24 protein-coding genes, 4 tRNA genes and 2 pseudogenes are annotated in these 25,591 nt (G+C 50.1%); 18 read left to right on the top strand and 12 right to left on the bottom strand.

Annotated elements, in window-relative coordinates; translation table 11 throughout:
* The first annotated feature begins 199 nt into the window (after positions 1–199).
* A complete protein-coding gene (pnuC, locus tag NT239_08485; protein ID XGA69835.1) occupies positions 200–766 on the top strand; it encodes a nicotinamide riboside transporter PnuC in 567 nt (188 codons plus the stop codon).
* Positions 730–1,209 (top strand): ATP-binding protein, encoded by a 480-nt coding sequence (locus tag NT239_08480; GenBank protein ID XGA69834.1) that lies wholly within the window; start codon positions 730–732, stop codon positions 1,207–1,209. The genes pnuC and NT239_08480 overlap by 37 nt, the downstream gene beginning before the upstream one ends.
* Before the next feature lie 57 nt (positions 1,210–1,266).
* Here the strand turns inward: NT239_08480 and NT239_08475 are convergent, their stop codons facing one another.
* Complete coding sequence (locus tag NT239_08475; GenBank protein ID XGA69833.1) at positions 1,267–2,538, bottom strand: aminotransferase class I/II-fold pyridoxal phosphate-dependent enzyme; 1,272 nt, start codon at positions 2,536–2,538, stop codon at positions 1,267–1,269.
* 129 nt (positions 2,539–2,667) lie between these two features.
* Positions 2,668–3,828, bottom strand: a complete 1,161-nt coding sequence (locus NT239_08470; GenBank protein ID XGA69832.1) for a GGDEF domain-containing protein — start codon at positions 3,826–3,828, stop codon at positions 2,668–2,670.
* A gap of 207 nt (positions 3,829–4,035) precedes the next feature.
* Here NT239_08470 and NT239_08465 point away from each other — a divergent pair, with 207 nt between their 5' ends.
* The 4 genes from NT239_08465 (at position 4,036) to NT239_08450 (ending at position 6,670) form a co-directional block, all read left to right on the top strand.
* Positions 4,036–4,974, top strand: coding sequence for a carbohydrate kinase family protein (locus NT239_08465; GenBank protein XGA69831.1), 939 nt, complete (start codon positions 4,036–4,038; stop codon positions 4,972–4,974).
* 168 nt (positions 4,975–5,142) lie between these two features.
* Entirely contained in the window at positions 5,143–5,382 is a 240-nt protein-coding gene (locus NT239_08460) for a hypothetical protein (protein XGA69830.1), read from the top strand.
* Positions 5,383–5,542: 160 nt separating this feature from the next.
* Positions 5,543–5,968 carry a ProQ/FinO family protein gene (locus NT239_08455; protein XGA69829.1) on the top strand — a complete coding sequence of 142 codons (426 nt, stop codon included), beginning with the start codon at positions 5,543–5,545 and terminating at the stop codon, positions 5,966–5,968.
* A 180-nt stretch (positions 5,969–6,148) separates the two neighbouring features.
* Positions 6,149–6,670 carry a GNAT family N-acetyltransferase gene (locus NT239_08450; protein ID XGA69828.1) on the top strand — a complete coding sequence of 174 codons (522 nt, stop codon included), beginning with the start codon at positions 6,149–6,151 and terminating at the stop codon, positions 6,668–6,670.
* 94 nt (positions 6,671–6,764) lie between these two features.
* On the opposite strand, the gene NT239_08445 is transcribed toward NT239_08450, so the two are convergent.
* Positions 6,765–6,840, bottom strand: a tRNA-Phe gene (locus tag NT239_08445).
* Between the two features lie 191 nt (positions 6,841–7,031).
* Here NT239_08445 and NT239_08440 point away from each other — a divergent pair.
* Positions 7,032–7,970, top strand: a complete 939-nt coding sequence (locus NT239_08440; GenBank protein XGA69827.1) for a hypothetical protein — start codon at positions 7,032–7,034, stop codon at positions 7,968–7,970.
* A 34-nt stretch (positions 7,971–8,004) separates the two neighbouring features.
* Here NT239_08440 and NT239_08435 read toward each other — a convergent pair whose 3' ends face one another.
* Together NT239_08435 and NT239_08430 are read right to left on the bottom strand one after the other, a co-directional pair.
* Entirely contained in the window at positions 8,005–8,250 is a 246-nt protein-coding gene (locus tag NT239_08435) for a DUF2502 domain-containing protein (protein ID XGA69826.1), read from the bottom strand.
* Between the two features lie 337 nt (positions 8,251–8,587).
* Entirely contained in the window at positions 8,588–9,355 is a 768-nt protein-coding gene (locus NT239_08430; GenBank protein XGA69825.1) for a hypothetical protein, read from the bottom strand.
* A 196-nt stretch (positions 9,356–9,551) separates the two neighbouring features.
* Between NT239_08430 and yiaY the strand changes: the two genes are divergently transcribed.
* Together yiaY and NT239_08420 are read left to right on the top strand one after the other, a co-directional pair.
* Positions 9,552–10,703, top strand: a complete 1,152-nt coding sequence (gene yiaY, locus NT239_08425) for an L-threonine dehydrogenase (GenBank protein XGA69824.1) — start codon at positions 9,552–9,554, stop codon at positions 10,701–10,703.
* A gap of 154 nt (positions 10,704–10,857) precedes the next feature.
* Entirely contained in the window at positions 10,858–11,082 is a 225-nt protein-coding gene (locus NT239_08420; protein ID XGA69823.1) for a DUF2061 domain-containing protein, read from the top strand.
* Between the two features lie 53 nt (positions 11,083–11,135).
* Here NT239_08420 and NT239_08415 read toward each other — a convergent pair whose 3' ends face one another.
* Positions 11,136–11,333 (bottom strand): hypothetical protein, encoded by a 198-nt coding sequence (locus NT239_08415; GenBank protein XGA69822.1) that lies wholly within the window; start codon positions 11,331–11,333, stop codon positions 11,136–11,138.
* 187 nt (positions 11,334–11,520) lie between these two features.
* On the opposite strand from NT239_08415, the gene NT239_08410 reads away from it, so the two are divergent.
* Positions 11,521–11,898 carry a hypothetical protein gene (locus tag NT239_08410; protein XGA69821.1) on the top strand — a complete coding sequence of 126 codons (378 nt, stop codon included), beginning with the start codon at positions 11,521–11,523 and terminating at the stop codon, positions 11,896–11,898.
* A gap of 45 nt (positions 11,899–11,943) precedes the next feature.
* Entirely contained in the window at positions 11,944–13,485 is a 1,542-nt protein-coding gene (locus NT239_08405; GenBank protein ID XGA69820.1) for a hypothetical protein, read from the top strand.
* A 105-nt stretch (positions 13,486–13,590) separates the two neighbouring features.
* Here NT239_08405 and NT239_08400 read toward each other — a convergent pair.
* From NT239_08400 to NT239_08380, 5 genes and pseudogenes are all read right to left on the bottom strand, one after another.
* Positions 13,591–13,660 (bottom strand) — tRNA-Lys (locus tag NT239_08400).
* 567 nt (positions 13,661–14,227) lie between these two features.
* A pseudogene (locus tag NT239_08395) lies at positions 14,228–14,437 on the bottom strand (calcium-binding protein).
* A 108-nt stretch (positions 14,438–14,545) separates the two neighbouring features.
* Positions 14,546–16,588, bottom strand: a pseudogene (locus NT239_08390) (hypothetical protein).
* Between the two features lie 649 nt (positions 16,589–17,237).
* A tRNA-Lys gene (locus tag NT239_08385) sits at positions 17,238–17,310 on the bottom strand.
* 23 nt (positions 17,311–17,333) lie between these two features.
* Positions 17,334–17,406 (bottom strand) — tRNA-Lys (locus tag NT239_08380).
* A gap of 154 nt (positions 17,407–17,560) precedes the next feature.
* On the opposite strand from NT239_08380, the gene gloA reads away from it, so the two are divergent.
* The 6 genes from gloA (at position 17,561) to NT239_08350 (ending at position 24,646) form a co-directional block, all read left to right on the top strand.
* Entirely contained in the window at positions 17,561–17,941 is a 381-nt protein-coding gene (gene gloA / locus NT239_08375) for a lactoylglutathione lyase (GenBank protein XGA69819.1), read from the top strand.
* Positions 17,942–18,062: 121 nt separating this feature from the next.
* Positions 18,063–19,418 carry a sodium:proton antiporter gene (locus NT239_08370; GenBank protein XGA72790.1) on the top strand — a complete coding sequence of 452 codons (1,356 nt, stop codon included), beginning with the start codon at positions 18,063–18,065 and terminating at the stop codon, positions 19,416–19,418.
* A gap of 426 nt (positions 19,419–19,844) precedes the next feature.
* Complete coding sequence (locus NT239_08365; protein ID XGA72789.1) at positions 19,845–22,259, top strand: phosphoketolase family protein; 2,415 nt, start codon at positions 19,845–19,847, stop codon at positions 22,257–22,259.
* A 168-nt stretch (positions 22,260–22,427) separates the two neighbouring features.
* Positions 22,428–23,231 (top strand): inositol monophosphatase family protein, encoded by an 804-nt coding sequence (locus tag NT239_08360; protein XGA69818.1) that lies wholly within the window; start codon positions 22,428–22,430, stop codon positions 23,229–23,231.
* 205 nt (positions 23,232–23,436) lie between these two features.
* Positions 23,437–23,862: an Hsp20/alpha crystallin family protein gene (locus NT239_08355; GenBank protein ID XGA69817.1), complete on the top strand. Its 426-nt coding sequence runs from the start codon at positions 23,437–23,439 to the stop codon at positions 23,860–23,862.
* A gap of 124 nt (positions 23,863–23,986) precedes the next feature.
* Positions 23,987–24,646, top strand: a complete 660-nt coding sequence (locus NT239_08350; protein ID XGA69816.1) for a thioredoxin domain-containing protein — start codon at positions 23,987–23,989, stop codon at positions 24,644–24,646.
* A 59-nt stretch (positions 24,647–24,705) separates the two neighbouring features.
* Here NT239_08350 and NT239_08345 read toward each other — a convergent pair whose 3' ends face one another.
* Positions 24,706–24,918, bottom strand: a complete 213-nt coding sequence (locus NT239_08345) for a hypothetical protein (protein ID XGA69815.1) — start codon at positions 24,916–24,918, stop codon at positions 24,706–24,708.
* Between the two features lie 265 nt (positions 24,919–25,183).
* Here NT239_08345 and NT239_08340 point away from each other — a divergent pair, with 265 nt between their 5' ends.
* Complete coding sequence (locus NT239_08340) at positions 25,184–25,522, top strand: zinc ribbon domain-containing protein YjdM (protein XGA69814.1); 339 nt, start codon at positions 25,184–25,186, stop codon at positions 25,520–25,522.
* Positions 25,523–25,591 lie beyond the last annotated feature (69 nt).

The following is a 25,591-nucleotide window of genomic DNA, read 5'->3' as shown; positions in this document are numbered from 1 at the left end:
AGGGCTGATCTGCGGTCTAACAGATTATACAGTGACATTCTGTGTGCAGAATGGTGCAGATGCATCTGTGACGGAAAATTTGAATTAGCGCAAATTGTAGGCGATTTGCCGCATGATACGCTGTGATCTCGGGCGATTGCGCCGTCACGGATGCCTTCGCCTGTTAAACTAGCCGGCAACTGATTTGGAAGCCTATGTTATGTCTTTGATTGAAATCGTTGGCTTTGTGCTGACTTTACTCGCCATCGCGCTGGCGGCGCGCGGCCATGTTTGGACTTGGCCGTTGCAATTGGTGGCCAGCTTGCTATATGTCGGGCTGTTTTTTAAGTTTCAATTATTTGGTGAGGCAACGCTGCAAGGCGTGTACGCGGTGCTGGCGGTGTACGGCTGGTTGCAATGGCGGGGAAATGCCAGTCAACCCACTTTACCTATCCGCCACCTCAGTCGAAATGAATGGCTTGTCATCAATGGCCTTGGTATTGCGCTCACAGCCTTGGTTTCGACGCTGCAGATTCATTTCTTGCCGACCGATGTGCCAGTGCTCGATTCGTCGATTTTTGTGTTTGGCTTGTTGGCGCAGTGGATGCAGGCGAAAAAACGCATCGAAAACTGGCCATATTGGATTGTGCTCAATTTAATGGCCAGCGGCGTGTATTTCTATAAAACGCTGTATATCACCGGCGTGTTGTATATCTTGCTGACCTTGCTGGCGATTTGGGGCTGGCGTAATTGGCGTGCGGCAAAACCAGCTTGGCGCGTGATTTAGCGCGCGAGCTGGCGGCACCGTGGGTGCCCGAGTTTTCCCGCCCGTGGTTTGCCGCACAGCAGCGGCATAGCTACAGCATGGATGACATTATCGCGATTGCGCATGGGCAACTCGCCTTGGAAGAACAACTTGCGCAAGGCGCGCAATGGCTGGTTTGTGATACGACGGTGTTGGTGTGCATCATCTGGGCACAGGTACGGTTTGGCGAATGCCCAGCTGCACTTGCGAAGTTGTGGCAACCGGCCGATTACGCGATTCACTTACTCACTGTGCCTGATTTACCGTGGCAGGACGACCCGCTACGCGAAAACCCACACGATAGGGCGATGCTGTTTGAACTGTATCGGCAAGCGTTGTTAGAGCGAGAAATTGCGCCGGTATTGGTGCAAGGGCACGGGCGGGCAAGAAGCAAAAGTGCATTAAATGCCATTCACCTAATTTAAGGTATATCCATCAATTCCATTTTAAGTATGGTTTTGGTGGATATACCCTAGTGGGTATTAAGCTTTGGCCAGAGCCTGATCCAGATCGGCCAGTATATCGTCGATGTGTTCGATACCGATCGATAATCTGACCATGTCCTCCGAAACGCCCGCTTTTTTCAATTCTTCCGGTGACAACTGACGATGTGTCGTGCTGGCCGGATGGCAAGCGAGCGATTTGGCGTCGCCAATATTCACGAGGCGAGTGATCAATTGCAGCGTATCTTGAAAGCGAGCACCGGCTTCGCGACCGCCCTTAACGCCAAAGGTCAATAAACCTGACGCTTTGCCACCGAAGTATTTGTCGACCAAGGCCTTGCTGGGGTGACCAGCTTGACCAGCGTAGTTGACCCATTCCACTTTTGGATGAGTGGCAAGGAATTCGGCGACTTTTAGCGCGTTGTCTACGTGTCTATCCATGCGCAGCGCCAGCGTTTCCAAACCCTGCAAAATTAAAAACGCATTAAATGGCGAAATGCATGCGCCCATATTGCGCAGCGGTACGGTGCGTGCGCGACCAATAAAGGCTGCTTCGCCAAGCGCTTCGGTGTACACCACGCCGTGGTAGCTCACTTCGGGCTCATTGAGACGACGAAAACGCGCTTTATGCTCGGCCCAAGGGAATTTGCCGCTATCGACAATAATGCCGCCAATGCTGGTGCCGTGGCCGCCCATGTATTTCGTGAGGCTATGCACGACAATGTCAGCGCCGTGCTCGAACGGGCGAGTCAGATACGGCGTTGGCACGGTATTGTCGACAATCAGCGGTACGCCGCCGGCATGGGCCACTTGCGCAAATGCGGCAAAGTCAACGACGTTGCCCAATGGGTTGCCAATCGATTCGCAATAGATCGCCTTGGTTTTTTCATCGATTAAGGCTGCGGCGGCTTGCGGGTCATTTGCATCTACAAAACGCACGCTGATGCCGTATTGTGGCAGTGTATGGGCGAAAAGATTATAGGTGCCGCCATACAATGCGCTGGTCGCGATGATGTTGTCGCCCGCTTCGGCAATGGTCAAGATGGCGTACGTAATGGCCGCTTGCCCTGAGGCGAGTGCCAGTGCCCCAATGCCGCCCTCGAGCGCAGTAACGCGCTGCTCAAGCACATCGGTAGTGGGGTTCATAATTCGGGTATAGATATTGCCTTTGACCTTCAGATCAAATAAATCTGCGCCGTGTTGAGTGTCGTCAAAGGCATAGCTGGTGGTTTGGTAAATTGGTACTGCAACGGCTTTGGTGGTGGGGTCGGGGCTGTAACCGCCGTGAATAGCGAGGGTGTCGAATTTCATCGCAGGTTTCCTGTGGGCGAGAAGGGAAGCCTGAATACTGTATCACTGCGGTATTATGCTAGTAAGTGATTGATTACTATTAACTTGCGACCCATTGATCTAAAGCAAGCGCTTGGTTTGATGCGGCGATTAAGTCATTGCGCCTACGGTATCGTTGGGCAGCTTTTCATTACGCAAATTACCTTTGCGCTGTTGTAGTTTTTCCTCTGCGTGTTGTAACAAAGCTTCGAATTGATTGCCGTGATGGCCAAATTTAACCAACGATAAAGTGACGGATACATGAAAGCTATGATCGCCATGCTCAATGACCAGCGCTTGCAGCGCCATTTCGATTTCTACTGCCAAAATGCGTAGGCTGTGTGAGTCTTTTTCGGGGAAAATAATGCAAAATTCCTCCCCCGCGATCCGGCCAATCAGAGCTTCTTCACCAGCAATTTCGCGGATTCTTTTCGCGCATTTTTTCAACGCCACATCCCCCGCACCGTAACCATAGCGCTGATTTACGATCCGGAATTGATCGATGTCGATCAGCATTAAACCTAAGGAGCTTTGGTGCTTTCTGGCGCGGTGCAATTCGCGGCTAGCGTGCTCTTCCATGCCGCGGCGATTAAGCAAGCCGGTTAAAGCGTCATAGCGCACTAATTTGCCTAATCGAGTATAGAGGCGATGCGAAATCATTAGCTGATAACTGTATGGCAGTAATAAGCCGACAAAGGCGGCGATGATGGCCAGTAATAAGCTGGTTTGTGCTGCAGTCAATAAGGCGAGCAAATGACCGAGCCCTACTGCAATCAAGCTGCCTGCTAAAGCGTGTGTGGTACCGATCAATAGCCAGCGTGGAAACCCCCAACCCTCATCGTTGCCGGGAAGAAAAGCTTCTCTCCCTATTTGAATGGCTAATGGCGCGAGTAGCGCGGCTTGAGTTATTGAGCTTTGCGCAGCAGTGATCAGTTGCGCGATGCTAGCTACCGCAGCAACTAGCCAGAGCGCCAATAATGCAGCCCACCAACCCAAAAGTGCTGGTCGGGCAAATGAGCGGCGTGTTCCAGCCAACAACCCTAGCTGGCCAAGTAAAAGTAATAACACGGCAAGCCAGGCGCCATAACTCGCTGCTTGAAACTTCATCAGCGCCCAAATTAGCCAACCAGTTTGATGAAGTAGGCCGCCCGTTGCAAGCGTGTGAATGCCACGCTCACTGTGGTGACCACGGGCTAAGCTCAGGTACATGCCGGCACCGAGTAGTGCACAAATAGTCGCAACGAGCGAGACGAAAAAAGGCTGGTTATACATAAGATGATACTAATGTAGGTAATTTCCCTAATAAGGTGCAATATGCCTTCAATATTAGTCAGGGTAAAGTCAGATCTGATAAGCGGCTTTGGGTTTTGCGCTCACGTGGTTGCAGTGCAACAGTGAGGTTTCAAGTTATTAATCAAATTCATGGCAATGTTTGTGTGTTGCAAACGTATAATTCGTCTATCTACCTCGGAGAAAACAATGTCTGCTCTCATTTGCGGCTCTATGGCTTACGACACCATTATGGTGTTTCCTGATCATTTCAAAAAACACATCCTTCCTGAGCAAATTCACATTCTGTCAGTATCATTTTTAGTGCCGGAAATGCGCCGTGAATTGGGTGGATGCGCGGGCAATATTGCATATACCTTAAAAATGCTGGGTTCAGAGCCACTGATTATGGCGACCGTCGGTAAGGATTTTGGTGTCTATGCCACGTGGTTAGATCAACTGCAGATTCGCCGCGACTATATTACCGAACAAGAAGGTTTTACAGGGCAGTGTTTCATCACAACTGATTTAGATGATAACCAGATCACAGCTTTTCACCCTGGTGCGATGGGGATGTCGCATCTGAATCAGGTGGCCGATGTTAAAGAAAAGCTGAAAATTGGTATTGTGTCACCGGATGGCAAGCAAGGTATGCAAGATCATGCGCGCCAGTTGGCGCAAGCTGGGGTGCCCTTTATTTTCGATCCAGGCCAAGGCATGCCGATGTTTAGCGGCGAAGAGTTGATCGAAATGATCGATTTGGCAACCTACCTCACGCTCAATGATTACGAAGCTGAAATGATGTGCAAAGCCACGGGTCTATCGCTTGAGCAATTGGCTCAGCGCGTCACGGCCTTAGTGGTGACTTTGGGTGCTGAGGGCGCCACGATCTATGCTGATGGCCAATGTTATGAGATTCCTGCTGTGAAAGCGGCGGCGGTGCTCGACCCAACAGGCTGCGGTGATGCATTTCGGGCGGGGCTATTGCATGGTTTGATGCAAGGTTGGGATTGGCCAACCACAGGCCGTTTGGCGTCCTTGCTGGGTAGCATCAAAATCGCGCACCGTGGCGGGCAAAATCACAAATTCACCTTGGCTGAATTGGCTTCGCAGTATCGAACAGCGTTTTCGCAAGTCTTGCCACTTTAACAACGCTTTCGTTCAGACCTAAAAAGCCCGCTTTGCGGGCTTTTTACTTGGTGGGTTATTTCACAGTAAATATTTCGACATAATATATGTAATGCAAATGTCGTATTCTATTGGTATATTACGTAGCAATATTACAATTTTACCAATATAGCTGACATGAGAAAATGCTTGCTCACGTTTTTTTTCACCATTGGCGCGGCCCAAGCCGCAGTCGTTGATGTGAGTATTCAACCGCTGGCCAGCAAGAGTTTCCAAGGCCTAAGCCAAATTGCACCCGCTAAGCAGCCACTCCAGCTACCGCAGGTTGAGACATTTGTAGCCGATAATATGCTGCAACTGGAGTTGTTAGCCTTGTGTGGGCTTGCCCTCGTTGGTTTGCTTACACGCAATCGTAAACGTCTTTTTTGAGTCGATGCGCTTCGCAAAAATGGTGTTTCTTGCCTGTGCAGGTAATCCCTCCACGCTAAATTTGTTCGACTATTGAACACCGTCAATCACATTCAGTTGGTTAGTGGGCCGAATCTGCTAAAATGCGCGCTAGCAAAATACTCTTTGACGAGCTTGATCGATGAACACCCCAGAAAATAAACCGACTTCTACTCCAACCACCTTTGGCATGTTGAAGGAATTGCAAAAGCAATTTGCGGTCTTTCGTGACTGTCAGCCCCTTGCCATTGGGATTGATAAGCAAGTCATTGCAGCCCTGCCCGAAGTAAATCGCCGTGTGCTGCGCAGCGCCTTGGCGATGCATACTCGTTCGGTGCGTTACCTGAAAGTGATGCAAAATGCCACTGAACGCGTCAATCTTGACGGCTCGAAAGCCGATGCGGTGACCGAAGAGCAGCGCACATTTGCCGCAACGAGCTTGCACGAACACTTCAAAAAAGCTGCTAACGAGCGCAAGGCGCAGCAGGCCGCAGAAGCTGCCGCTGAAGCTGACCGCCAGCGCGCAGAAAAGCTGAGCCAATTAGCGCAAAAATTCTCGCGCAATTAATCAAGGCATACTAATAAAGAGAGCCCCCAGCTTGTATTAATCAGGCTCGGGGCTTTTTGCTGCTTGGTCATTCATCTTGGCACGGGTATTTTCGCCTATGGCTTTGTGGTAATGTGCCTTGGCAAAATACCTCGATAGGTATCGAGGCGAATGCTGATGTTTAGCAATCGAGAGAATAAGATGCAAACTATAACGTTACACGCGCCCAGTCTAAATGACTATGCCGATCTACTTGCATTTGAAATCGATAATCGCGCCTTTTTTGAGGCGCGAATCAACGCCCGTCCCGCATCTTATTATTCTGAAGCTGGTTTGATCGCAGCGATCGAGCAGGCGCAAAAAGAGCGCAGCGAAGATCGAGCTTATCAATTTTTAGTTCGCAATTTGTCGCAGCAGTTGTTGGCGCGGGTGAACTTAACTCAGGTACGCCGTCAGCACTTTCATAGCGCCCAATTGGGCTACCGAGTGGCCCAGGCCGCGCAAGGGCAGGGGGTGGCCAAACAGGCTGTGCGGCAAATCTTGGCGTTTGCTTTTGATGAGCTTCAGTTGCAGCGGGTTGAGGCGGTGGTGATGGAAAGTAATCTGGCCTCCATTGCCGTGCTGAAAGCCAATGGTTTTCAACAGTATGGCCGTACCGAGGCTTCGTTTGAATTGGCGGGGCAATGGCATAACTGCCTGTATTTTGAAGCGAGGAAACCTTAATTTAGGCGCAAGTGGGCTTGGTCAAAACGCCTGCCGAGCATGAGCTGAAATACAAAAAGCCCCATCCGAAGATGAGGCTTTTTGTATTAAATCGTGGTGGCCAATCGCGGAATCGAACCACGGACACGCGGATTTTCAATCCGCTGCTCTACCAACTGAGCTAATTGGCCAGTGACTTGTCGGTCACAAGGGTTGCTATTAAACCGCATCAATTTATTGGCGTCAAGCCGTAAATTAAAAATAGCAGATGGTTGGTTATTTTGTTGGCGATTCGCGACATGGCCGATGGGATGGGTTGGCGGCTTGCCGCGCTGTGCTGGCCTTTTCATTATGATGGGTGTTTTGATTCGGATCTCGATCCATGCCAATGCCCAGCCCATCGCAAACTTGGGAATGGTTGCAATCGCAACCTGATTTAACCGAGCTAGCCCAAGCGCATCCTGCGCTATGGGCGCAGGTGCGAGCCGAGTTAGCGGCGGTGTATGCGCGGCAAGATGCGGCGGAAATTAAAAAATTGGCCCAGCTTGCTGCGCAGCGTATCGAGCCAAGTCGCACTTTTTTAAGTGGCGAGCGTGACGGGCGAGCTTTTGAGTTATTTGTTACCGAACAAATTCGGCAACGAATGACCAGTTTGGCTTTGCGCCAATATGCATTTTCCAGTGCCACTGGCGTGAAGTCGGGCAAGGTGCGGTTTAATTTATTCAATGGGCTCTTGGCGCAGCGTTTATTTTTCGAACGTGATTTAGTTCGTAAGCCGGTGTCGATGCGGGCATTTAAGCTCATTTGGCCGCTGTTATGGCAAAAACGGCGCTTAATGCCCTTGGTCGAGCAACGGGGTATTTGGTGCTTCTATAGTCGTGAGTTGATTGCCGGTTTGGCGACATTGATCGCGGGGCGTAGCGTGCTCGAAGTGGCTGCTGGCGATGGTACTTTGAGCCGCTTTTTGGCCGCGCACGGTGTGCCAATCACCGCTACGGACGACGGTAGTTGGCAAAAAGTGGTGCAATATCCCGCCGAGGTGCAGCGTTTAGAGGCCATTGAAGCGATTCAGCGTTACCGGCCTGAGGTCGTGCTGTGTAGTTGGCCACCGGCGAATAATGGTTTTGAGCGGCAAATCTTCCGTCAGCGTTGTGTGCAGACCTATATCGTTATCGGTAGCCATTCACGCTTTCTGACTGGCAATTGGGGTGATTATGAAGTGCAAACCGGATTTGATTGGCAGGAGTTACCGCAATTGAGTCGTTTGGTGTTGCCCCCGCAGTTGCAAGCGGGAGTATGGGTATTTAATCGTAAACCATAGCTGATAATGGCTTGAATTAAATACCCTGTGCTAGTTAGCAGCGGCCCTTTTTCGCCTGTCCTGGCGGGCAATCTTTGCCTACGCCTTTGCCGTGATGTTTGTGCCAATAATCAGGATCGCGCCATACTTTGCCGTCCCAGTAATAGCCGCGTTTGTCCTGATCGCCAAAGCGGATGGTTGTGCTGCCGCTTTTGATTGTCATGCCATCGATTGAAATTTCAGTGGCCTGGACGCCGATTGCGGCGCTGGCCAGCAATGCAGCCAACAAGAGTTGTTTCATATTTGAGCTCTCCATAAAGCATTGAATGTGTATACGGCTAGATTATTTCAGCCCGCCTGAGCATTGTTATGGCAAAAATGCCCTCGGCAAGCGGTAATTTTGAGCAGCCTACATTTTTTGTATCGTGCACAATAAGTTTACAAAACTTTAGGGTGCTTAAAGCTTATGAATGAGGAAATATTAGCATTTGTGCACACAAAAATGAGCCATGGACAAAGTCTGGTTCAGGCTGTAAATGATGCGCAGATTGAGTTTGGTCTGAGTAAAACCCTGGTGTATCTGTCAATTGTTCAGGCAGAACGGCGTGCTTTGTAATATACGGCAGCTAGGTATTATTCTATAGCTGGTCGCGCCATATCCAGCCTGCCACTGTGCCGAGCAAGAGCAGCAGTACCGGCCAGCTAAATCCCAAAAATAGCCACAAAACGCCGCTTAACACTAAGCCAACCACCCATGCTGGCAGGTTTTTATCTCGCTTGTTTGGTCGTGCTAGTAGTGTATCCATATCGGGCGACTCGGCCCCCTCTACTTCTACTGCTCGCACTGGGTCGACTTGCCCGACGGCGCGTGCCACGCGCGCGCGTCTCGCTTCTTCGGCTGCAATATGCTGTCGCCCGCCAGCTTCCATCCATTCCGCCAGCACCGTAAATTCGCCGCTGTCGAGCCAAGTGCCGTGTGATTTACATTCGTCGACCACGATATTGATATAAGGGCTGAATGCATTGCGATTCATCATCACTCGACAAACAGGGCAGGGTTTGTAGCGGATAGCTTCTGGCTTGATGCGTTGTGCAAGAATTTGTGACAAGCGACCATGATTGATTTCTCGTACCTGCGCGGCTACTTTTTCGAGCGCAATCTGCAGCGCGCCAGGCGCGAAATGAAGCCCATTGCAGTGCGTACAATGCCCCACCGTTACATCAAGGCTGGCCCCAAGTTTTAATAGCCGTAAATCTTGGCAGCCATTCGGGCAATTTAATTTGCTGTGTTCGGCCAGCAATTTGAAATTGCGAATCGCGAGTAAATCCACGGCATTGTGCAGACCACAAAAGCCGCACACCAAGGCATCCACCGCCAGTGGGGCGCCACAACCAGTACAGTTCATCTAAGCTCCTTGTTACAAAAAGCAGCTTATTGCAGCTGCGGTCGGTCTGCGTAGCGCGCAAGCTACATTGTTGTCGCGTCGCGACAGCGAGCCAGAATAAGGTCTATCCCGAAGGGGGTAGATAAATTTGCGCCATCTCAATTTCTTACGCTGCAAGTGGGCGTAGGCTGGTTTGACTTTTTTGATGGAGCAAATCATGGCTACGACTGCTTTTTTTATTCCGAACGTCAATTTAATGGGCGCAGGCTGTTTGAGCGATGCAGCCAAAACCATGCAGGCCTATGGCTTTAAAAAAGCCTTGGTGGTGACGGATGTGCCGCTGGTTAAAATCGGCGTTGTAAAACGTGTTACCGATTTATTAAATAGCCAAGGTATTGCCACCGTGGTGTTCGATGCGGTGCAGCCCAATCCAACCACGCAAAACGTCGCCGATGGTTTGGCTTTGCTGCAAGCCAATGGCTGTGATTGCGTGATTTCCTTAGGCGGTGGCTCGCCGCACGATTGCGCCAAGGGTATTGCTCTGGTCGCGGTCAATGGCGGTACGATTAAAGATTACGAAGGCGTTGATAAATCGGCTAAGCCGCAATTGCCACTGATCGCGATCAATACCACAGCGGGTACGGCCAGCGAAATGACGCGCTTCTGTATCATTACCGACGAAGCTCGCCACGTAAAAATGGCGATTGTAGATAAACACACCACACCGATTTTGTCGGTTAACGATCCAGAATTGATGTTGCTAAAACCCGCTGGCCTCACTGCTGCAACGGGGATGGATGCTTTAACGCACGCGATTGAAGCGTATGTTTCTACCGCAGCAACGCCAATTACCGACGCCTGTGCATTGAAAGCGGTCGAAATCATTAGCCAATCGCTACGTCAAGCTGTCAAAAACGGCGACGATATCGAGGCACGTGAGCAAATGGCCTACGCGCAATTCTTGGCGGGGATGGCGTTTAATAATGCCTCGCTCGGTTATGTGCACGCGATGGCGCACCAACTCGGTGGTTTCTACGATTTGCCGCACGGCGTGTGTAATGCGATTTTGCTGCCGCACGTTCAAGCCTACAACAAACAAGTGGCGGCCAAACGCTTGGGCGATGTGGCGCGGGCAATGGGCGAGAGCACGGCGGGTTTAAGCGACAACGCGGCGGCGGACGTCTGCCTGGATGCAATTCGCACCTTGGCAGCGGATGTGGGTATTCCAAGTGGCGTGGCGCAATTGGGTGCGAAAGCGGAAGACATCCCGACCTTGGCGGCCAATGCCTTAAAAGACGCCTGCGGTTTTACCAATCCAAAACAGCCAACGCTCGAGGAAGTGTGCGCGATTTATAGTGCAGCGATGTAATCCGCGCGGCCTGCTAACGCGGAGTAACAGCCAGGTGGCGATCTGCTGCCTGGCTTTCATAGCTTGTTTCTATTTGATTGTTTGCAACAATCAATTTTAATTATTAATTGAGAATGCTTATTATCTACTCAGAATCTGTTCTGGGAGAAATAGCATGACTAAGACCATTACCTTTGCCATCGTTCACTTTACTGTGGCCTTTAGCGTGGCCTATCTATTAACGGGTAGCTTTGGCGTGGCGAGCGCCTTGGCGCTGATTGAGCCTATGGTCAATACCGTGGCGTATTTTTTCCACGAAAAAGCGTGGGATGCTTACCGCTTAACGCGCAGCCTGATGCCGCAGTCTACTGATTCTGCAGCGGATGTATATCATGGTTGATATGATAGGTATATGCCTGTAGATATTTTATAAATTTAGCTGTAGGCATATACCTAGTTCGGTATTGCTATCGACAGGCGTAATCTATCGCTTGCTCGCTCACACAAAGCACGGGTTTCTTGCTCCGTCGTCTCATCATCGGCCAGATGATCTAATAAATTGGCCGCCTGCTGTGCTGCATGCTGACAGCCTGTTTCTGCATGAATCAAGACAAGGCTTAAAGCGCCCGCCCACAACGAAGAATTCCCCATCTTCAGGCCCTCGACTTCAATAGTTGCTATCCAATTTAGCCTGATTTGATTTTTAATGCAATTGATAGCTGTTATCATTTGATCGGATTTGCTTTAAAGCAAATCAATCGTGCTTTGCGTGGCTGCACCCACTAATTTTCCCAAGCGGCGCAAGGGCGCGTACCATAGCGGCATATTGGAAAAAGGGATGAACGACGTTATGAGTGGCAAATTAAGCAAAGATGAAATGGACTCGCTAAAAGAAGTGGCGCGAGGCCTGAAAAGCCCGCGTATGAGCCATAAATTGTTTAAAAATGTGAAAGTGCTGACTGGTCAGAAATTAGCGGCGTACGAGCGTAAAACGGGTATTTTGCAAATTACCGAGCTGGGCAAGCAAACGTTGTTTATGGCGGTGTGCATTGACGCGCTACGCCTGTTGCGCTCCGACCCGGTGGCGCGGGTGAATGGTGAAGCGTTGGCCTTTTTATTGCGCAAAGGGCATCTTGAAACGCGCGAAGGCGAAGTAGGGCATTTTATTACCAGTAAAGGCGAAGAGTCGCTCGCTGATATTGATTCGCAAAAATAACACTCAGTGCAAGATCGAGCTCTTGCCCTAAGACCGGAATTGAATATGCTCAGTGCCTTAAGCCTGCCAAAAACACAGCAAAAAAATACCAATCCGCGCCATCGTGATGCCAATACCTTGGGGGATTGGTTGGCGAGCTTGCCACTCTTGAATATTCAAAGTAGTGCGGCCCAAGTGCTCGATCACTTAACGCAGCTCAATGCGAGTGAGCTAGACCCTAAAAATCGCTATGCTTTGCTGCAGCACTATCAACGCGTGATAGGTGAGCTGGCGCGCGTGATTCAGCCTGAGCAGCAAGCCGATAAAAAAGACCTAGCCACGAGCAAGCGTGAAATCGGCTTTTTGCAGGCTTTGCATTTGGAATTGCTCAATGGATTGAAATTATGTCTGTGTGATTTTGACACGGCGCGCTTTGTTCTAGGCCGTCGGCCGTATGTCGCGCTCTTGCACGATTTAATGAGCGCGTATCTGGCCTTGATGTGGACTTGCTACCGCGCGTATGCGGCATTCCCAGAATCCACGTGGCTGCAATTGCATGCGCTATTCAAATTTGCGGTCAGTAAGGGTATTGTCGATTTTGCTCAGCAGCAGGCTGCGGCAGATCAGCGTATTTGGCCTTTATACCAAGAAGCGTTGTTATTGGCTTTGGTCGATCCGCAGGCTTTCAGCGCTGTCGAGCAAAACCAAGTGCGATGCATTATTCAAAATAATTTGGCCGCCGTTAGTTTGAAAAAGATCCAGGAGGTCACTTCACAGCGGAATGGTTTCTTGCTCTTGCTCGATCAAGACTTACCGCCGACCGTATCCAACCAAGTGCTTGGCCCCGAGAGTGGGGTAGTGTTGTGGCTAGAGACCGGTGCGCTGTTTAACCAGCTCAATCGTTTGATTGAGCGTATCCACCAAGATTCATTGCGCCATGGCTTAAAACCAGATGTGCCACTGGCTGTGTGGCGCCGAGCTGCACGTCGTTTTGATAGCGAGGCTTCGCGTAGTTTTGAGCGTAAGCACGATAGTGGTCATATTGAAATCGTGTATGGCTTGCGCTCTGCCTGCTTTTATTTAAATCAACAACGGCCACTTGTACCGCCGACCGAGGAGGGGGAGGTATTGTCGCAAGCCATCGTTGGGCGCGATTTTCCTTTGCCGCAAGAGTGGGAAATTAGTAATGTCAGCCCCGGTGGTTATGCGTTGCGTTTGGATTTGGGCGAGCAGCATTTGCCATGTCGAGTGGGGGATTTATTATTGGCGCGCGAATTTAGTCGGCCACGTTGGATGTTGGCTGCCGTGCGCTGGCAAACCATCGATTTAAGTGCTGGCAGCACTGAGATCGGGATCGAAATTATCTCGATAGCCCCTGAAGCCGCGTTAATCAAACCCACACAGAATTACCACGCAAGCTATCTGCATGCCTTGGCGTTGCCCGAATGGAAAGCGAAAGGCTCTGCCCGGATGTTGATCGCACCACGTGCGAGTTTTGGGCCTATGCGCGAATTAACACTGCATCAACTGAACGCGAGCGCTGCGATTCGTGCCAGCCGTTTGGTCGAGCACTCTGCGAGTTATGATTTGTTTGAGTATTTTGATTAATTGATGCGCGGCTAATTGCACGGCTCGGCCTATTGCTCGAGCCGGTTTGACGCGGAGAAAAACAAAAAGCCCCAACCGAAGTTGAGGCTTTTTGCTTAATTCGTGTGGGTCGGGTGGGATTCGAACCCACGACCAACGGATTAAAAGTCCAATTCACTGGGTTGGTCTGTGACACGACAAGATCGGTCAAACTCAAGTGTGGCAAGGGGTAGTCAACCCATGTCCAGTCCAACATCGGCGACTTTGGAGCTGAAAACCGTCCCAGAACTGCCCCAGAACTGCCCCAGGCGGCATTTTACTCTCCAGAAATAGACCGGAGTATTTTTGATTAGAATTGAAAGAAGAAAATGCCTTTGTAGAGGCATTTTCTTCAATATATCATCAAAGCTTAGGCTTGGAACATGTAGTCGGTCGCTACTGTGGTCGCCGTATTTAACATACCAATCAATTGCAATTCATTGGATTCAACCGCAGCATCAGCATCTACCGCTTTGAACAAGAACACACCTGATTGTGTACCGTTATCCACCACGAACAGACGTTGATCACCGACTGCGTAAGCACTGCTTGCACTGCCAATCTTAGCTGCAGCAGTCGTTGAAGTAATGCCACCCACAATATTGCTGTTGAAAATGACCAATTCAGCAGTCGTAGCAAAGCCACCTGCAGCAGAGCGCAATACAGCACCTTCGAGAATGGAGTCTTTATCACCCAATAGGCCTAATGCTGAATTATCAAAGACAATCTTGTCGCTACCCGATACAAAATCGGTAATCGAATCTAGTCCGACCTTACTGTCGTATACAAAGTGATCAGCGCCTGCTCCTCCGGTCAATTGGTCATTGCCTGCGCCGCCACTGAGCGAGTCATTACCACCCCCTCCATTCAGGGTGTTGGCGGAGGCATTGCCTGTTAGTCGATTAGCCAAGGCATTTCCTGTGCCTGTAACCGCCGTGCCGGTTAACACTAGGTTTTCCAAATACGCGTCCAATGTATCGTTGAAGCTTGCATATTCGGTATCAATCCCACCGGTACTGCTTTCAGTGATGACATCGGCGGAAGAGTCCACCACATAGATGTCGTTACCTGCGCCGCCACTCAAGGTGTCTGTGCCGGAGCCCCCGACGATGCTGTCGTTACCATCGCCTCCGATTAGATTGTCATTGCCATCGCCACCACTGAGTGAATCATCTCCAATCCCTCCGTTCAGGGTATTGGCGGAGGCATTGCCTGTTAGTCGATTAGCCAAGGCATTTCCTGTGCCTGTAACCGCCGTGCCGGTTAACACTAGGTTTTCCAAATACGCGTCCAATGTATCGTTGAAGCTTGCATATTCGGTATCAATCCCACCGGTACTGCTTTCAGTGATGACATCGGCGGAAGAGTCCACCACATAGATGTCGTTACCTGCGCCGCCACTCAAGGTGTCTGTGCCGGAGCCCCCGACGATGCTGTCGTTACCATCGCCTCCGATTAGATTGTCATTGCCATCGCCACCACTGAGTGAATCATCTCCAATCCCTCCGTTCAGGGTATTGGCGGAGGCATTGCCTGTTAGTCGATTAGCCAAGGCATTTCCTGTGCCTGTAACCGCCGTGCCGGTTAACACTAGGTTTTCCAAATACGCGTCCAATGTATCGTTGAAGCTTGCATATTCGGTATCAATCCCACCGGTACTGCTTTCAGTGATGACATCGGCGGAAGAGTCCACCACATAGATGTCGTTACCTGCGCCGCCACTCAAGGTGTCTGTGCCGGAGCCCCCGACGATGCTGTCGTTACCATCGCCTCCGATTAGATTGTCATTGCCATCGCCACCACTGAGTGAATCATCTCCAATCCCTCCGTTCAGGGTATTGGCGGAGGCATTGCCTGTTAGTCGATTAGCCAAGGCATTTCCTGTGCCTGTAACCGCCGTGCCGGTTAACACTAGGTTTTCCAAATACGCGTCCAATGTATCGTTGAAGCTTGCATATTCGGTATCAATCCCACCGGTACTGCTTTCAGTGATGACATCGGCGGAAGAGTCCACCACATAGATGTCGTTACCTGCGCCGCCACTCAAGGTGTCTGTGCCGGAGCCCCCGACGATGCTGTCGTTACCATCGCCTCCGATTAGATTGTCATTGCCATCGCCACCACTGAGTGAATCATCTCCAATCCCTCCGTTCAGGGTATTGGCGGAGGCATTGCCTGTTAGTCGATTAGCCAAGGCATTTCCTGTGCCTGTAACCGCCGTGCCGGTTAACACTAGGTTTTCCAAATACGCGTCCAATGTATCGTTGAAGCTTGCATATTCGGTATCAATCCCACCGGTACTGCTTTCAGTGATGACATCGGCGGAAGAGTCCACCACATAGATGTCGTTACCTGCGCCGCCACTCAAGGTGTCTGTGCCGGAGCCCCCGACGATGCTGTCGTTACCATCGCCTCCGATTAGATTGTCATTGCCATCGCCACCACTGAGTGAATCATCTCCAATCCCTCCGTTCAGGGTATTGGCGGAGGCATTGCCTGTTAGTCGATTAGCCAAGGCATTTCCTGTGCCTGTAACCGCCGTGCCGGTTAACACTAGGTTTTCCAAATACGCGTCCAATGTATCGTTGAAGCTTGCATATTCGGTATCAATCCCACCGGTACTGCTTTCGGTGATGACATCGGCGGAAGAGTCCACCACATAGATGTCGTTACCTGCGCCGCCACTCAAGGTGTCTGTGCCGGAGCCCCCGACGATGCTGTCGTTACCATCGCCTCCGATTAGATTGTCATTCCCAAGGCCTCCCTGTAATGTGTCATTGCCAATACCGCCATCTAGGCGATCGTCGCCAATTTCCCCAGAAAGACTGTCCTGCCCATCTCCTCCTGACAAACTATCATTGCCATCTCCGCCAAATAAGTCGTCATCCCCCAAGTCACCGGAAATATCATCATCGCCAATTGAGCCACTCAATGAATCATCATTGTTAGACCCAATAACATCTCCTCCGCCCTCTAGTGCGATCTCAAACAATACAGTTACTTCGGCAAAAACTTCTGTCGTTACTTCACTAACATCAACAGTCAAACCAGTTGCATTGAATTGCTCGATGCCATCAATACTCATAACAATGCTATTGACGGTGCCACTAACGGAGCCCAGATCATTGCCAGCCCCACCCGAATAAACTCCAACTAAAGAGAACAGAGCGGTTCGGCCGGAACCCAAATCCGCGCTAATAGTTATCTGTGAGTTTGTGATGCTACTAACTGTTATCGCAGTACTAGGAAGGGCTTCTAATGATTCCCAGTCTGCATTTGATACTGTGATGGTTCCCATGATCGTCTCCTGACCTTGATTGGCAACTTATTGTTTCACAATAGAATTAAGTGAAAATTAAGATTGACTTCTTCCGATGGAAGGTTTGGTCATTGACGATAAAAAGTGTCATAGTGAATCGCCCTGGGTTTCCTAGACTGGAATCAGACGGGCAACACGGACTGCTTTATTCGCCCAATATTTGGTTCGCTGTTTCATTGGTTTCTCCTGAAATGAAAAGTCCCAGTTCGCATTGAGGTCAGGAGAATGATATTTGTATTTGCGTGAAATGAGATTTATTACGGATTGACAGTTGGCAGTTTCATCAGTGGCAAAGTGATTGATGAACAAAACACCATGTTTGGAGAAGGCTGGGAGGAGTACTGCTCGGCTTAGGGCTGAAGCACCAGAAAACAAAAAGCCCCAACCGAAGTTGAGGCTTTTTGCTTAATTCGTGTGGGTCGGGTGGGATTCGAACCCACGACCAACGGATTAAAAGTCCGCTGCTCTACCGACTGAGCTACCGACCCAGAGGTCTTGTGTTTGGCGATGATGGGTCGGGTGGGATTCGAACCCACGACCAACGGATTAAAAGTCCGCTGCTCTACCGACTGAGCTACCGACCCGCGTCGTCACACACAGAGATGCGCATTATAAGGTTATTTCAGCATAAGTCAACGACTAATTTTCATTTTTTGCAAAAAACTTTGGCATTATGCCGCGCGACTTAAATGGCATAGCGCGGTAAACTGTTGCCACCACAGCAAAAAAGGAAAAATTATGCGTCTTTTGCATACGATGTTACGCGTCGGTGATTTGGAAAGATCCATCGCTTTTTATACTGAAGTTTTGGGTATGCAGCTGTTACGGCGCAAAGATTACCCTGAAGGTCGTTTTACCTTGGCATTTGTCGGCTATGGCGACGAAGCGCATCACTCGGTATTGGAGCTGACTCATAACTGGGATACGCCGAGCTACGATTTGGGCAATGCCTACGGCCATATTGCTCTGGAAACGGACGATATTGTCGCGACCTGTGAAGCGGTACGCGCCAAGGGTGGTAAAGTAGTGCGCGAGCCTGGTCCGATGAAGCATGGAACTACCGTGATTGCTTTTGTCGAAGATCCTGATGGTTATAAGATTGAGTTTATCCAGCCCTAATGGGTATGTTCTTGTATGCGATTTTTAGTAAAAGCTTTGATCGCATACTGTAGATAAGTATTTGGAGGATATTTTGAATATTTTAAAACTAGGCTTGGCTGCGCTCAGCGTGTTGCCAGGCATGGCCATGGCGGCAGGCTTGGATGGCGCCAGTATGTCGCTCAATTGGGTGATTCCGTTTGCGGGTTTGCTGTTGTCGATTGCGCTATTCCCGATTTTTGCGCCGCATTTTTGGCACGGTAACTTTGGTAAGGTGGCGGCATTTTGGGGGGCTTTGTTCGTGCTGCCATTCGCCATGTATGCCGGCTTGGGTGCAACGACTGGCGTGATTGCGCATGCGATTTTGGAAGAATACATCCCGTTTATTCTGATCTTATTCGCGCTGTATACCGTGTCGGGCGGGATTTTGGTGTGGGGAAATTTGCACGGTTCGCCCAAGCTCAATACCGGTATTTTGGCGCTCGGAACGGTGCTAGCGTCCTTAATGGGAACGACCGGTGCAGCGATGCTGTTGATTCGCCCGATTTTAAAGGCCAACGACAATCGTGCGCATAATGTGCACGTCGTGGTGTTCTTTATTTTCCTTGTTGCCAACGTTGGCGGTGGTCTAACGCCGCTGGGCGATCCGCCGCTATTCCTCGGCTTCTTGAAGGGCGTCGACTTTATGTGGACGGTGGAACACATGGCTGGCCCCGTTTTGTTGATGAGCGCCTTGCTGTTGGCGATGTTCTACGCGATTGATAGCTACTATTTCAACAAAGAAGGCGTATTGCCGAAAGACAAAACGCCAGATAGTGAATTGAAAATCTACGGCAAACGCAATTTCTTCTTGCTCGGCGCGATTATCGCTTTGGTCGTGATGTCGGGGATTTGGAAGCCGGGCGTGAGCTTTGAGGTGTTGGGTTCGCACTTACAGTTGCAAAACCTGGTTCGCGATTTTGGTTTGTTGGTGATTGGTTTGATCTCATTGAAAATCACGCCGGCGCAAGTACGCGCGGGTAATGATTTCAATTGGGGCCCAATTTTGGAAGTCGCCAAATTGTTCGCCGGTATCTTCATCGCGATGGCACCAGCGATTGCGATTTTGCGTGCGGGTACCGATGGCGCGATGGGCGGTCTAGTGGCTCTAGTAAGCAACCCAGACGGCACACCGCACGACGCGATGTATTTCTGGATGACGGGTATTTTGTCGGCCTTCCTCGATAATGCCCCAACGTATCTGGTGTTCTTCAATCTAGCGCACGGCGATGCTGCGCACATGATGGGCCCATATGCATCAACGCTATTGGCCATTTCTTGTGGTGCCGTGTTTATGGGTGCGATGAGTTATATCGGTAATGCGCCTAACTTTATGGTCAAGGCAGTGGCTGAAGATCGCGGCATTAAAATGCCAAGCTTCTTTGGCTATATGGCATGGTCAATCTGCTTGTTGTTGCCAGTGTGTGTGGTAATGACTTTGGTGTTCTTCCATTATTAAGCCGTAGGCAATTCAGTAAACCCGCCCTAGTGGCGGGTTTTTTTACGCCTTTCGTTTTTGCATGGTTAATTTATAGAAATCTAGTCAGGTATTGGTTTGTATTGTGTAATTATTTGCTTGAATTCCCATCTTGCTCTTGTATGATATGACGCTTGCAAATGCGAATAGGTCTTGCTGTTGCCTACTCGTTACAGGTCTGTGCGGGATGAATTGTTGTAGTAAGTACAGAAAATGGCGCTTGAATCGGTAATAAAGTTACATGCAAAGCAGGAAATTTGCGCTGTATCAAGTAAATGCCCCAAGAAGCAGCCAATGCCAACGCAGGATTTGATTTGCATCAGTAGCGGCTAGTCAGTACTCCGTATACTGGCTTCATCGGAAGAAGGAAAGACAAACCTTTTACCAACAATCACAAACACAACCCATATAAGAGGTGTTACCGTGGCTCAACCGTTATCTCCAAGCGTCTTAGATAGAATGCACCGCTACTTCCAAGCGGCAAACTATTTGTCTGTTGGTCAAATTTACTTGCTCGACAATCCAATGCTGAAACTGCCGCTGAAACGCGAGCACATCAAGCCACGTTTGTTGGGTCACTGGGGTACTACACCGGGTTTGAACTTCATCTTCGCTCACGCAAACCGCATCATCACTGAGCGTGAAGTGAACATGATCTACATCACTGGCCCTGGTCACGGCGGCCCTGGTTTTGTAGCAAATACTTGGATCGAAGGTTCATACGAAGAATTCTTCCCGAACATCGACCGCACTGAAGCAGGTATGCAACGCCTGTTCAAACAATTCTCTTTCCCACGCGGCATCCCATCGCACGTAGCACCTGAAACTCCAGGTTCTATGCACGAAGGCGGCGAATTGGGTTACTCAGTATCACACGCTTATGGCGCGGCTTTGGACAATCCAGACCAAGTTGTTATCGCGGTAGTCGGTGACGGTGAAGCAGAAACTGGCCCATTGGCAGCTTCATGGCACTCTACTAAATACATCCACCCGATCAATGACGGTTTTGTATTGCCAATCTTGCACTTGAACGGCTACAAGATTGCTAACCCAACGCTTCTTGCCCGTATGGACAAAGAAGAAGTAACTAAATTGTTCGAAGGTTATGGTTACGAGCCTATCTTCGTTGAATTGAAACAAGAAACCTTCAACGACAAACCAGAAACATTCGTCCAAATCCACCAAGACATGGCTGCGGCAATGGACTTGTGTATGGATAAATTTGCTGCAATTCGCGCTAAAGCGATTGCAGAGCGTGACGCAGGTCAACCTATCGTTCGCCCACGTTGGCCAATGATTGTAATGCGCACACCAAAAGGCTGGACTGGCCCGAAAGAAATTAAAGGCAAAAAAGTAGAAGACTACTGGCGTAGCCACCAAGTGCCATTCTCTGATATCGACGGCGAGAATGTGTTGAACTTGGAAAAATGGTTGGCTTCTTACGACGTTAAATCATTGTTTAACGACGACGGTTCAGTAAAAGAAGACATCGTGTCATTGGCACCAAAAGGCCAAAAACGTATCGGCTCTAACCCAGTCGTACACGGCCAAGTGTCTAAAGACCTGAAAATGCCAGACTTCCGTAACTACGAAGTGAAGTTTGAAAAACCAGGTACTGAAAATGCGGAAATGACTCGCGTAATGGGTAAATTCCTGCGCGATATCATGAAAGAAAACGAAGCTGAGAAAAACTTCCGTATCTTCGGCCCAGACGAAACTGCATCTAACCGTTGGAACGACGTATTCGACGTATCAGGTAAAACTTGGTTGGCGAACTACTTCGAAGAAGACAAAACCAACGACTTCTTGCAGCAAGATGGCCGCGTAATGGAAATCTTGTCTGAGCACACTTGCCAAGGTTGGCTCGAAGCGTACAACTTGACTGGTCGTCACGGTTTCTTTAGCTGCTACGAAGCGTTCATCCACGTGATCGATTCGATGTTTAACCAGCACGCGAAATGGCTGAAAACAACTCGTCACATTAACTGGCGTAAACCGATTCCATCACTCAACTACTTGTTGACTTCACACGTATGGCGTCAAGACCACAACGGCTTCTCTCACCAAGATCCAGGCTTTATCGATCACGTGGTGAACAAAAAAGCTGAAGTGATCCGCGTTTACTTGCCAGCTGATGCGAACACCTTGTTGTCGGTAACTGATCATGTATTGCGCTCACGTCACTATGTGAACGTGGTGGTAGCGGGTAAACAACCAGCGCTGCAATACCTGAACATGGACCAAGCGATCAAACACGCGACTAAAGGCTTGGGTATCTGGGATTGGGCATCAAACGACGACGGTGGCGAGCCAGACGTAGTGATGGCGTGTGCCGGTGAGATCCCAACGATGGAAGCTTTGGCTGCAACTGACTTGCTGCGCCAACACTTCCCAGATCTGAAGATCCGCTTTGTGAACGTGTGTGACTTGATGACCTTGCAGCCAAAAGAAGAGCACCCACACGGCTTGTCAGACCGCGAATTTGACGCGATCTTCACAACTGACAAACCAGTGATGTTCGCCTTCCACGGCTACCCATGGTTGATCCACCGTCTGACTTACCGTCGTAACGGCCACGCGAACATCCATGCACGTGGTTACATCGAAGAAGGTTCTACTTCGACTCCGTTCGACATGGTTGTGGTTAACCAGCTTGACCGCTTTAACTTGGCAATCGACGTGATCGACCGTGTACCTAAACTGCAAAAAATTGGTGCCCATGTTCGTCAGAAATTGGCAGACAAATTGGTTGAACACGCGCAATACATCGCGGTGGTTGGCGATGACTTGCCAGAAGTTAAAAACTGGAAATGGCCTTACTAATCTAGCCGTTGTGGGCTAAGGCCCGCACGCTAGAAGACAAAACCCGCGTTGAATACTCAGCGCGGGTTTTTTTTGGCATACAATCTAGGCTGTTAATCGCTGCAACCGGCTTCAATCCCTCACTGCGCAGCGACTCAGTACCGTTGAGCCCAGAGAAAGAGATTATTTGTGAACAAAGTACCCAGCCCCGCTTTAACCGCCCTGATCCAAATCGCCCGAGATGTAGCCGCGAGCGAGGTCATGCCGCGCTATCAAAAAGTGGTGGCCGAGGTCAAACACGACGGTAGCTTATTCACCGAGGCCGATCTGGCTGCGCAAACTGCACTGCAGCGCCTGTTGCCGCAACTGGTCGATTGCCCAGTGCTGGGCGAAGAGATGAGTCAAGCCGAGCAAGAACAGCTGTGGAGCGAGCATCCTGCCGGTTTGTGGATTGTCGATCCGATTGATGGCACCAGCAATTTCGCGCATGGCCTGCCGTATTTTGCCGTCTCGATTGCGCTGTACCGCGAACATCGCCCCGTCTTGGGTGTGGTGTATATTCCGGTGCTCGACGAGTGTTTTGCTGCCGAAGCCGGACAGGGCGCGTGGCTGAATCACGAGCGTTTGCCGCTGCTGAAGGACGATAAACAGCTTAAACACGCGATGGCGTCGATTGAAACCAAATGGCTGTCGGGCCACTTGGCGACCCGCGTTGTTACGGTGAATCCGTATCACAGCCACCGCAATTTTGGCGCCTCGACCATCGATTGGTGCTGGCTGGCCGCAGGGCGCACCGATGTCATGCTACACGGCGCGCAAAAGCTGTGGGATTACGCCGCCGGTGTGTTGATTTTGCTCGAATCTGGTGGCCAAGTTGGCGCGTTGTTTCATGACAACTATTGGGATGAAAACCCATGGCACCGCAGCGCAGTGGCCGCGCGCACGCCAAGCCTGTATCTGAGCTGGATGGAATGGGTGCAGAAAAATAAGTAGGGTATTGTTCGATGGGTATTTTCAAATAAGATTTTTATGATTATACCCTGGGTGTGTATTTTGTTTTTTGACGTGCTCAACCATTAATCTGCCCTTGTTTGAAATGTGCGCTGTTTATGGCTAATTTTGAAGTGAACAGCGGGCAGGTGAGGATAGATTCAGTAGCATAACCTGCCTCGCCTTGTGTGCTAGGAGGTGAACAAAAATGAGCAATCTACCCAGTCGTCATCATGTCTTTGATGATTTTTTCCGTGATTTAAGCCCCGGTTATTACTTCAAGCCGCTGCACGGTGATCCATTGCCGGCGCAGATTAAAATCGATGTAAAAGAATCTCCAGATAATTACACCGTGATCGCCGAATTAGCTGGCGTGGCCAAAGATGATATCCACGTTACGATTGATTCGGGTTTGGTGACTGTCAGCGCCGAAGTGAAACAGCACGATAGACTAGAGGATGAGCGTGTGCTGCGTTCAGAGCGCTATTACGGCGCGGTATCACGCAGTATTCAGCTGCCGGTGGATATCGATGAAGCGCAAGCGCGGGCCAAATACGATAACGGCGTGCTAAATTTGGTGTTGCCAAAAAAACGGCCGAATCCAGAAGGCAAACAAAGGTTGAGAATCGATTAAGGGCAATGACCTTGTCCAATTTGAAAAGCGCGGCGCTTGTACCGCGCTTTTTTTACGTCAGTATTTACCATGACACTGCGCTAAATCTTAGTAACAATGGTTTGGTCTCATTTTGGATCGGACTATGCATAGGCGAACTTTTCTAGCGTGTTTAGCCGTTTTACCCTTGAGCTTTGCAACGCTAAGTCGTGCAGAAACCTTTGAGCAATTGGCGCAAGAAGCCGAGCGGCGCAAACAGGCCTACTTGGCGCAACTGCGCGATTTGGCCAGTAAGCAGCCCGCCGAGGTGTTTCAAAACTCGCTCGATATTGTCTTAGGGCCGGCGCGCGCCAATAAAACGGTCTTGGTCTTTACCGATTTTAATTGCCCGTATTGCCGCTCGCTTGATTCAGTTTTGCAGCAATTGGCCGGGCCTGAGGTGCGTTTTGTGCTGAAATGGCAGACGATGATGGGCGATACTAGTGCGTACGCCGCACATTACGCCCTGCAAGTTTGGCGGCATCGCCGCTCCAAATACCTCGATGTGCACAATGCCTTGATGCAAGCGCCACAGCCCCTGAGTGAATACGATATTCGCAATATTGCGCGCAGCACCGCCACGTATCATTTACTGCCCAAAGACGAAGCACTGCCGCAAACCTTGCAAAATAGTGTGCAGCTTGGTGAGCAATTGCGTGTTTTTGCTACGCCAACGATGTTGGTCGGTGCACGGATGATGGGTGGGATGGTCGACGCTGAAACGCTGGCGGCCGCAATCCAAGAATGGCCGATGGATACGCCGTAGATACATGCCAAGGTATTGCCTCGCATTTAAATACAAACAAGATTTACGGTTAAATACCCCTAGGTTTTCTTTTTGCGCTTCAGTTGTTCAATTTCTTGTTTGTCTAAATAACGCTGCGCCGCCGCCTCGCGCCCTGCCTGTTTGCGGTTTTGCAGCGCGTCGTTCAGCGCCTTGCGGCGTTCTTGATTGATTAAATCATCTTCAATATGCCCCGCCTCTTGCATCGCGCGTTTGAGGGCTTTGGCGTCTTGTTTGGCTTGATTGATTCCCATCTCAACCTCGAAAAGCATGCACACCTTTCCAGCATACACCCTGCGCTGGGTTTGCTATTGATTCGGCCCATTGAATTTTTAACCCCGTTCGGCCTGAACCTGGCGAAGGCCTTGAATTCATTTATGGTTCGACAAGCTCACCACGAACGAATTCAAAGATCAGAAGGCCGAGTCAATCAATCCAGCCTTGCGACAAAGTGCCGCGCTTTGCCTGCGCGAGCGGCGTATAATCCAGCCTTCAATCAATTAATGTGGAAACCCCATCATGTCAACTTTGCCAGCCTGTCCAGTATGCGCGTCTACCTTTGTTTACGAAGACGGCGCGCTGCTGATTTGCCCCGAGTGCGCGCATGAATGGAATCCAAGCGAGGCAGCGCCTGAAGAAGCGGCCAAAGTCTGGAAAGACGCCAACGGCAATGTGCTGCAAGATGGCGACTCGGTGACGGTGATTAAAGACCTGAAAGTGAAAGGCTCATCCTTGGTCGTGAAAGTGGGCACCAAAGTGAAAAACATCCGCCTGATCGACGGCGATCACGATATCGACTGCAAAATCGACGGCATCGGCGCGATGCAGTTGAAAACAGAGTTTGTGAAGAAGGCTTAAAGCTCAATTCGAGTGGTACCGCTTTACATATTGGTAATTAAAACAAAAAGACGCTAAATTTATCTTTCT

The organism is Chitinibacter sp. SCUT-21, assembly GCA_041874755.1.
GTDB lineage: Bacteria > Pseudomonadota > Gammaproteobacteria > Burkholderiales > Chitinibacteraceae > Chitinibacter.
This window is presented reverse-complemented; position numbering and strand designations above follow the sequence as displayed.

Bases quoted from the DNA above. Each gene is read 5' to 3' on its own strand.
- pnuC (XGA69835.1), top strand. From the start codon at position 200: ATGTCTTTGATTGAAATCGTTGGCTTTGTGCTGACTTTACTCGCCATC.
- NT239_08475 (XGA69833.1), bottom strand. From the start codon at position 2,538: ATGAAATTCGACACCCTCGCTATTCACGGCGGTTACAGCCCCGACCCC.
- NT239_08470 (XGA69832.1), bottom strand. From the start codon at position 3,828: ATGTATAACCAGCCTTTTTTCGTCTCGCTCGTTGCGACTATTTGTGCA.
- NT239_08465 (XGA69831.1), top strand. From the start codon at position 4,036: ATGTCTGCTCTCATTTGCGGCTCTATGGCTTACGACACCATTATGGTG.
- NT239_08455 (XGA69829.1), top strand. From the start codon at position 5,543: ATGAACACCCCAGAAAATAAACCGACTTCTACTCCAACCACCTTTGGC.
- NT239_08450 (XGA69828.1), top strand. From the start codon at position 6,149: ATGCAAACTATAACGTTACACGCGCCCAGTCTAAATGACTATGCCGAT.
- NT239_08440 (XGA69827.1), top strand. From the start codon at position 7,032: ATGCCAATGCCCAGCCCATCGCAAACTTGGGAATGGTTGCAATCGCAA.
- NT239_08435 (XGA69826.1), bottom strand. From the start codon at position 8,250: ATGAAACAACTCTTGTTGGCTGCATTGCTGGCCAGCGCCGCAATCGGC.
- NT239_08430 (XGA69825.1), bottom strand. From the start codon at position 9,355: ATGAACTGTACTGGTTGTGGCGCCCCACTGGCGGTGGATGCCTTGGTG.
- yiaY (XGA69824.1), top strand. From the start codon at position 9,552: ATGGCTACGACTGCTTTTTTTATTCCGAACGTCAATTTAATGGGCGCA.
- NT239_08420 (XGA69823.1), top strand. From the start codon at position 10,858: ATGACTAAGACCATTACCTTTGCCATCGTTCACTTTACTGTGGCCTTT.
- NT239_08415 (XGA69822.1), bottom strand. From the start codon at position 11,333: ATGGGGAATTCTTCGTTGTGGGCGGGCGCTTTAAGCCTTGTCTTGATT.
- NT239_08410 (XGA69821.1), top strand. From the start codon at position 11,521: ATGAACGACGTTATGAGTGGCAAATTAAGCAAAGATGAAATGGACTCG.
- NT239_08405 (XGA69820.1), top strand. From the start codon at position 11,944: ATGCTCAGTGCCTTAAGCCTGCCAAAAACACAGCAAAAAAATACCAAT.
- gloA (XGA69819.1), top strand. From the start codon at position 17,561: ATGCGTCTTTTGCATACGATGTTACGCGTCGGTGATTTGGAAAGATCC.
- NT239_08370 (XGA72790.1), top strand. From the start codon at position 18,063: ATGGCCATGGCGGCAGGCTTGGATGGCGCCAGTATGTCGCTCAATTGG.
- NT239_08355 (XGA69817.1), top strand. From the start codon at position 23,437: ATGAGCAATCTACCCAGTCGTCATCATGTCTTTGATGATTTTTTCCGT.
- NT239_08350 (XGA69816.1), top strand. From the start codon at position 23,987: ATGCATAGGCGAACTTTTCTAGCGTGTTTAGCCGTTTTACCCTTGAGC.
- NT239_08345 (XGA69815.1), bottom strand. From the start codon at position 24,918: ATGGGAATCAATCAAGCCAAACAAGACGCCAAAGCCCTCAAACGCGCG.
- NT239_08340 (XGA69814.1), top strand. From the start codon at position 25,184: ATGTCAACTTTGCCAGCCTGTCCAGTATGCGCGTCTACCTTTGTTTAC.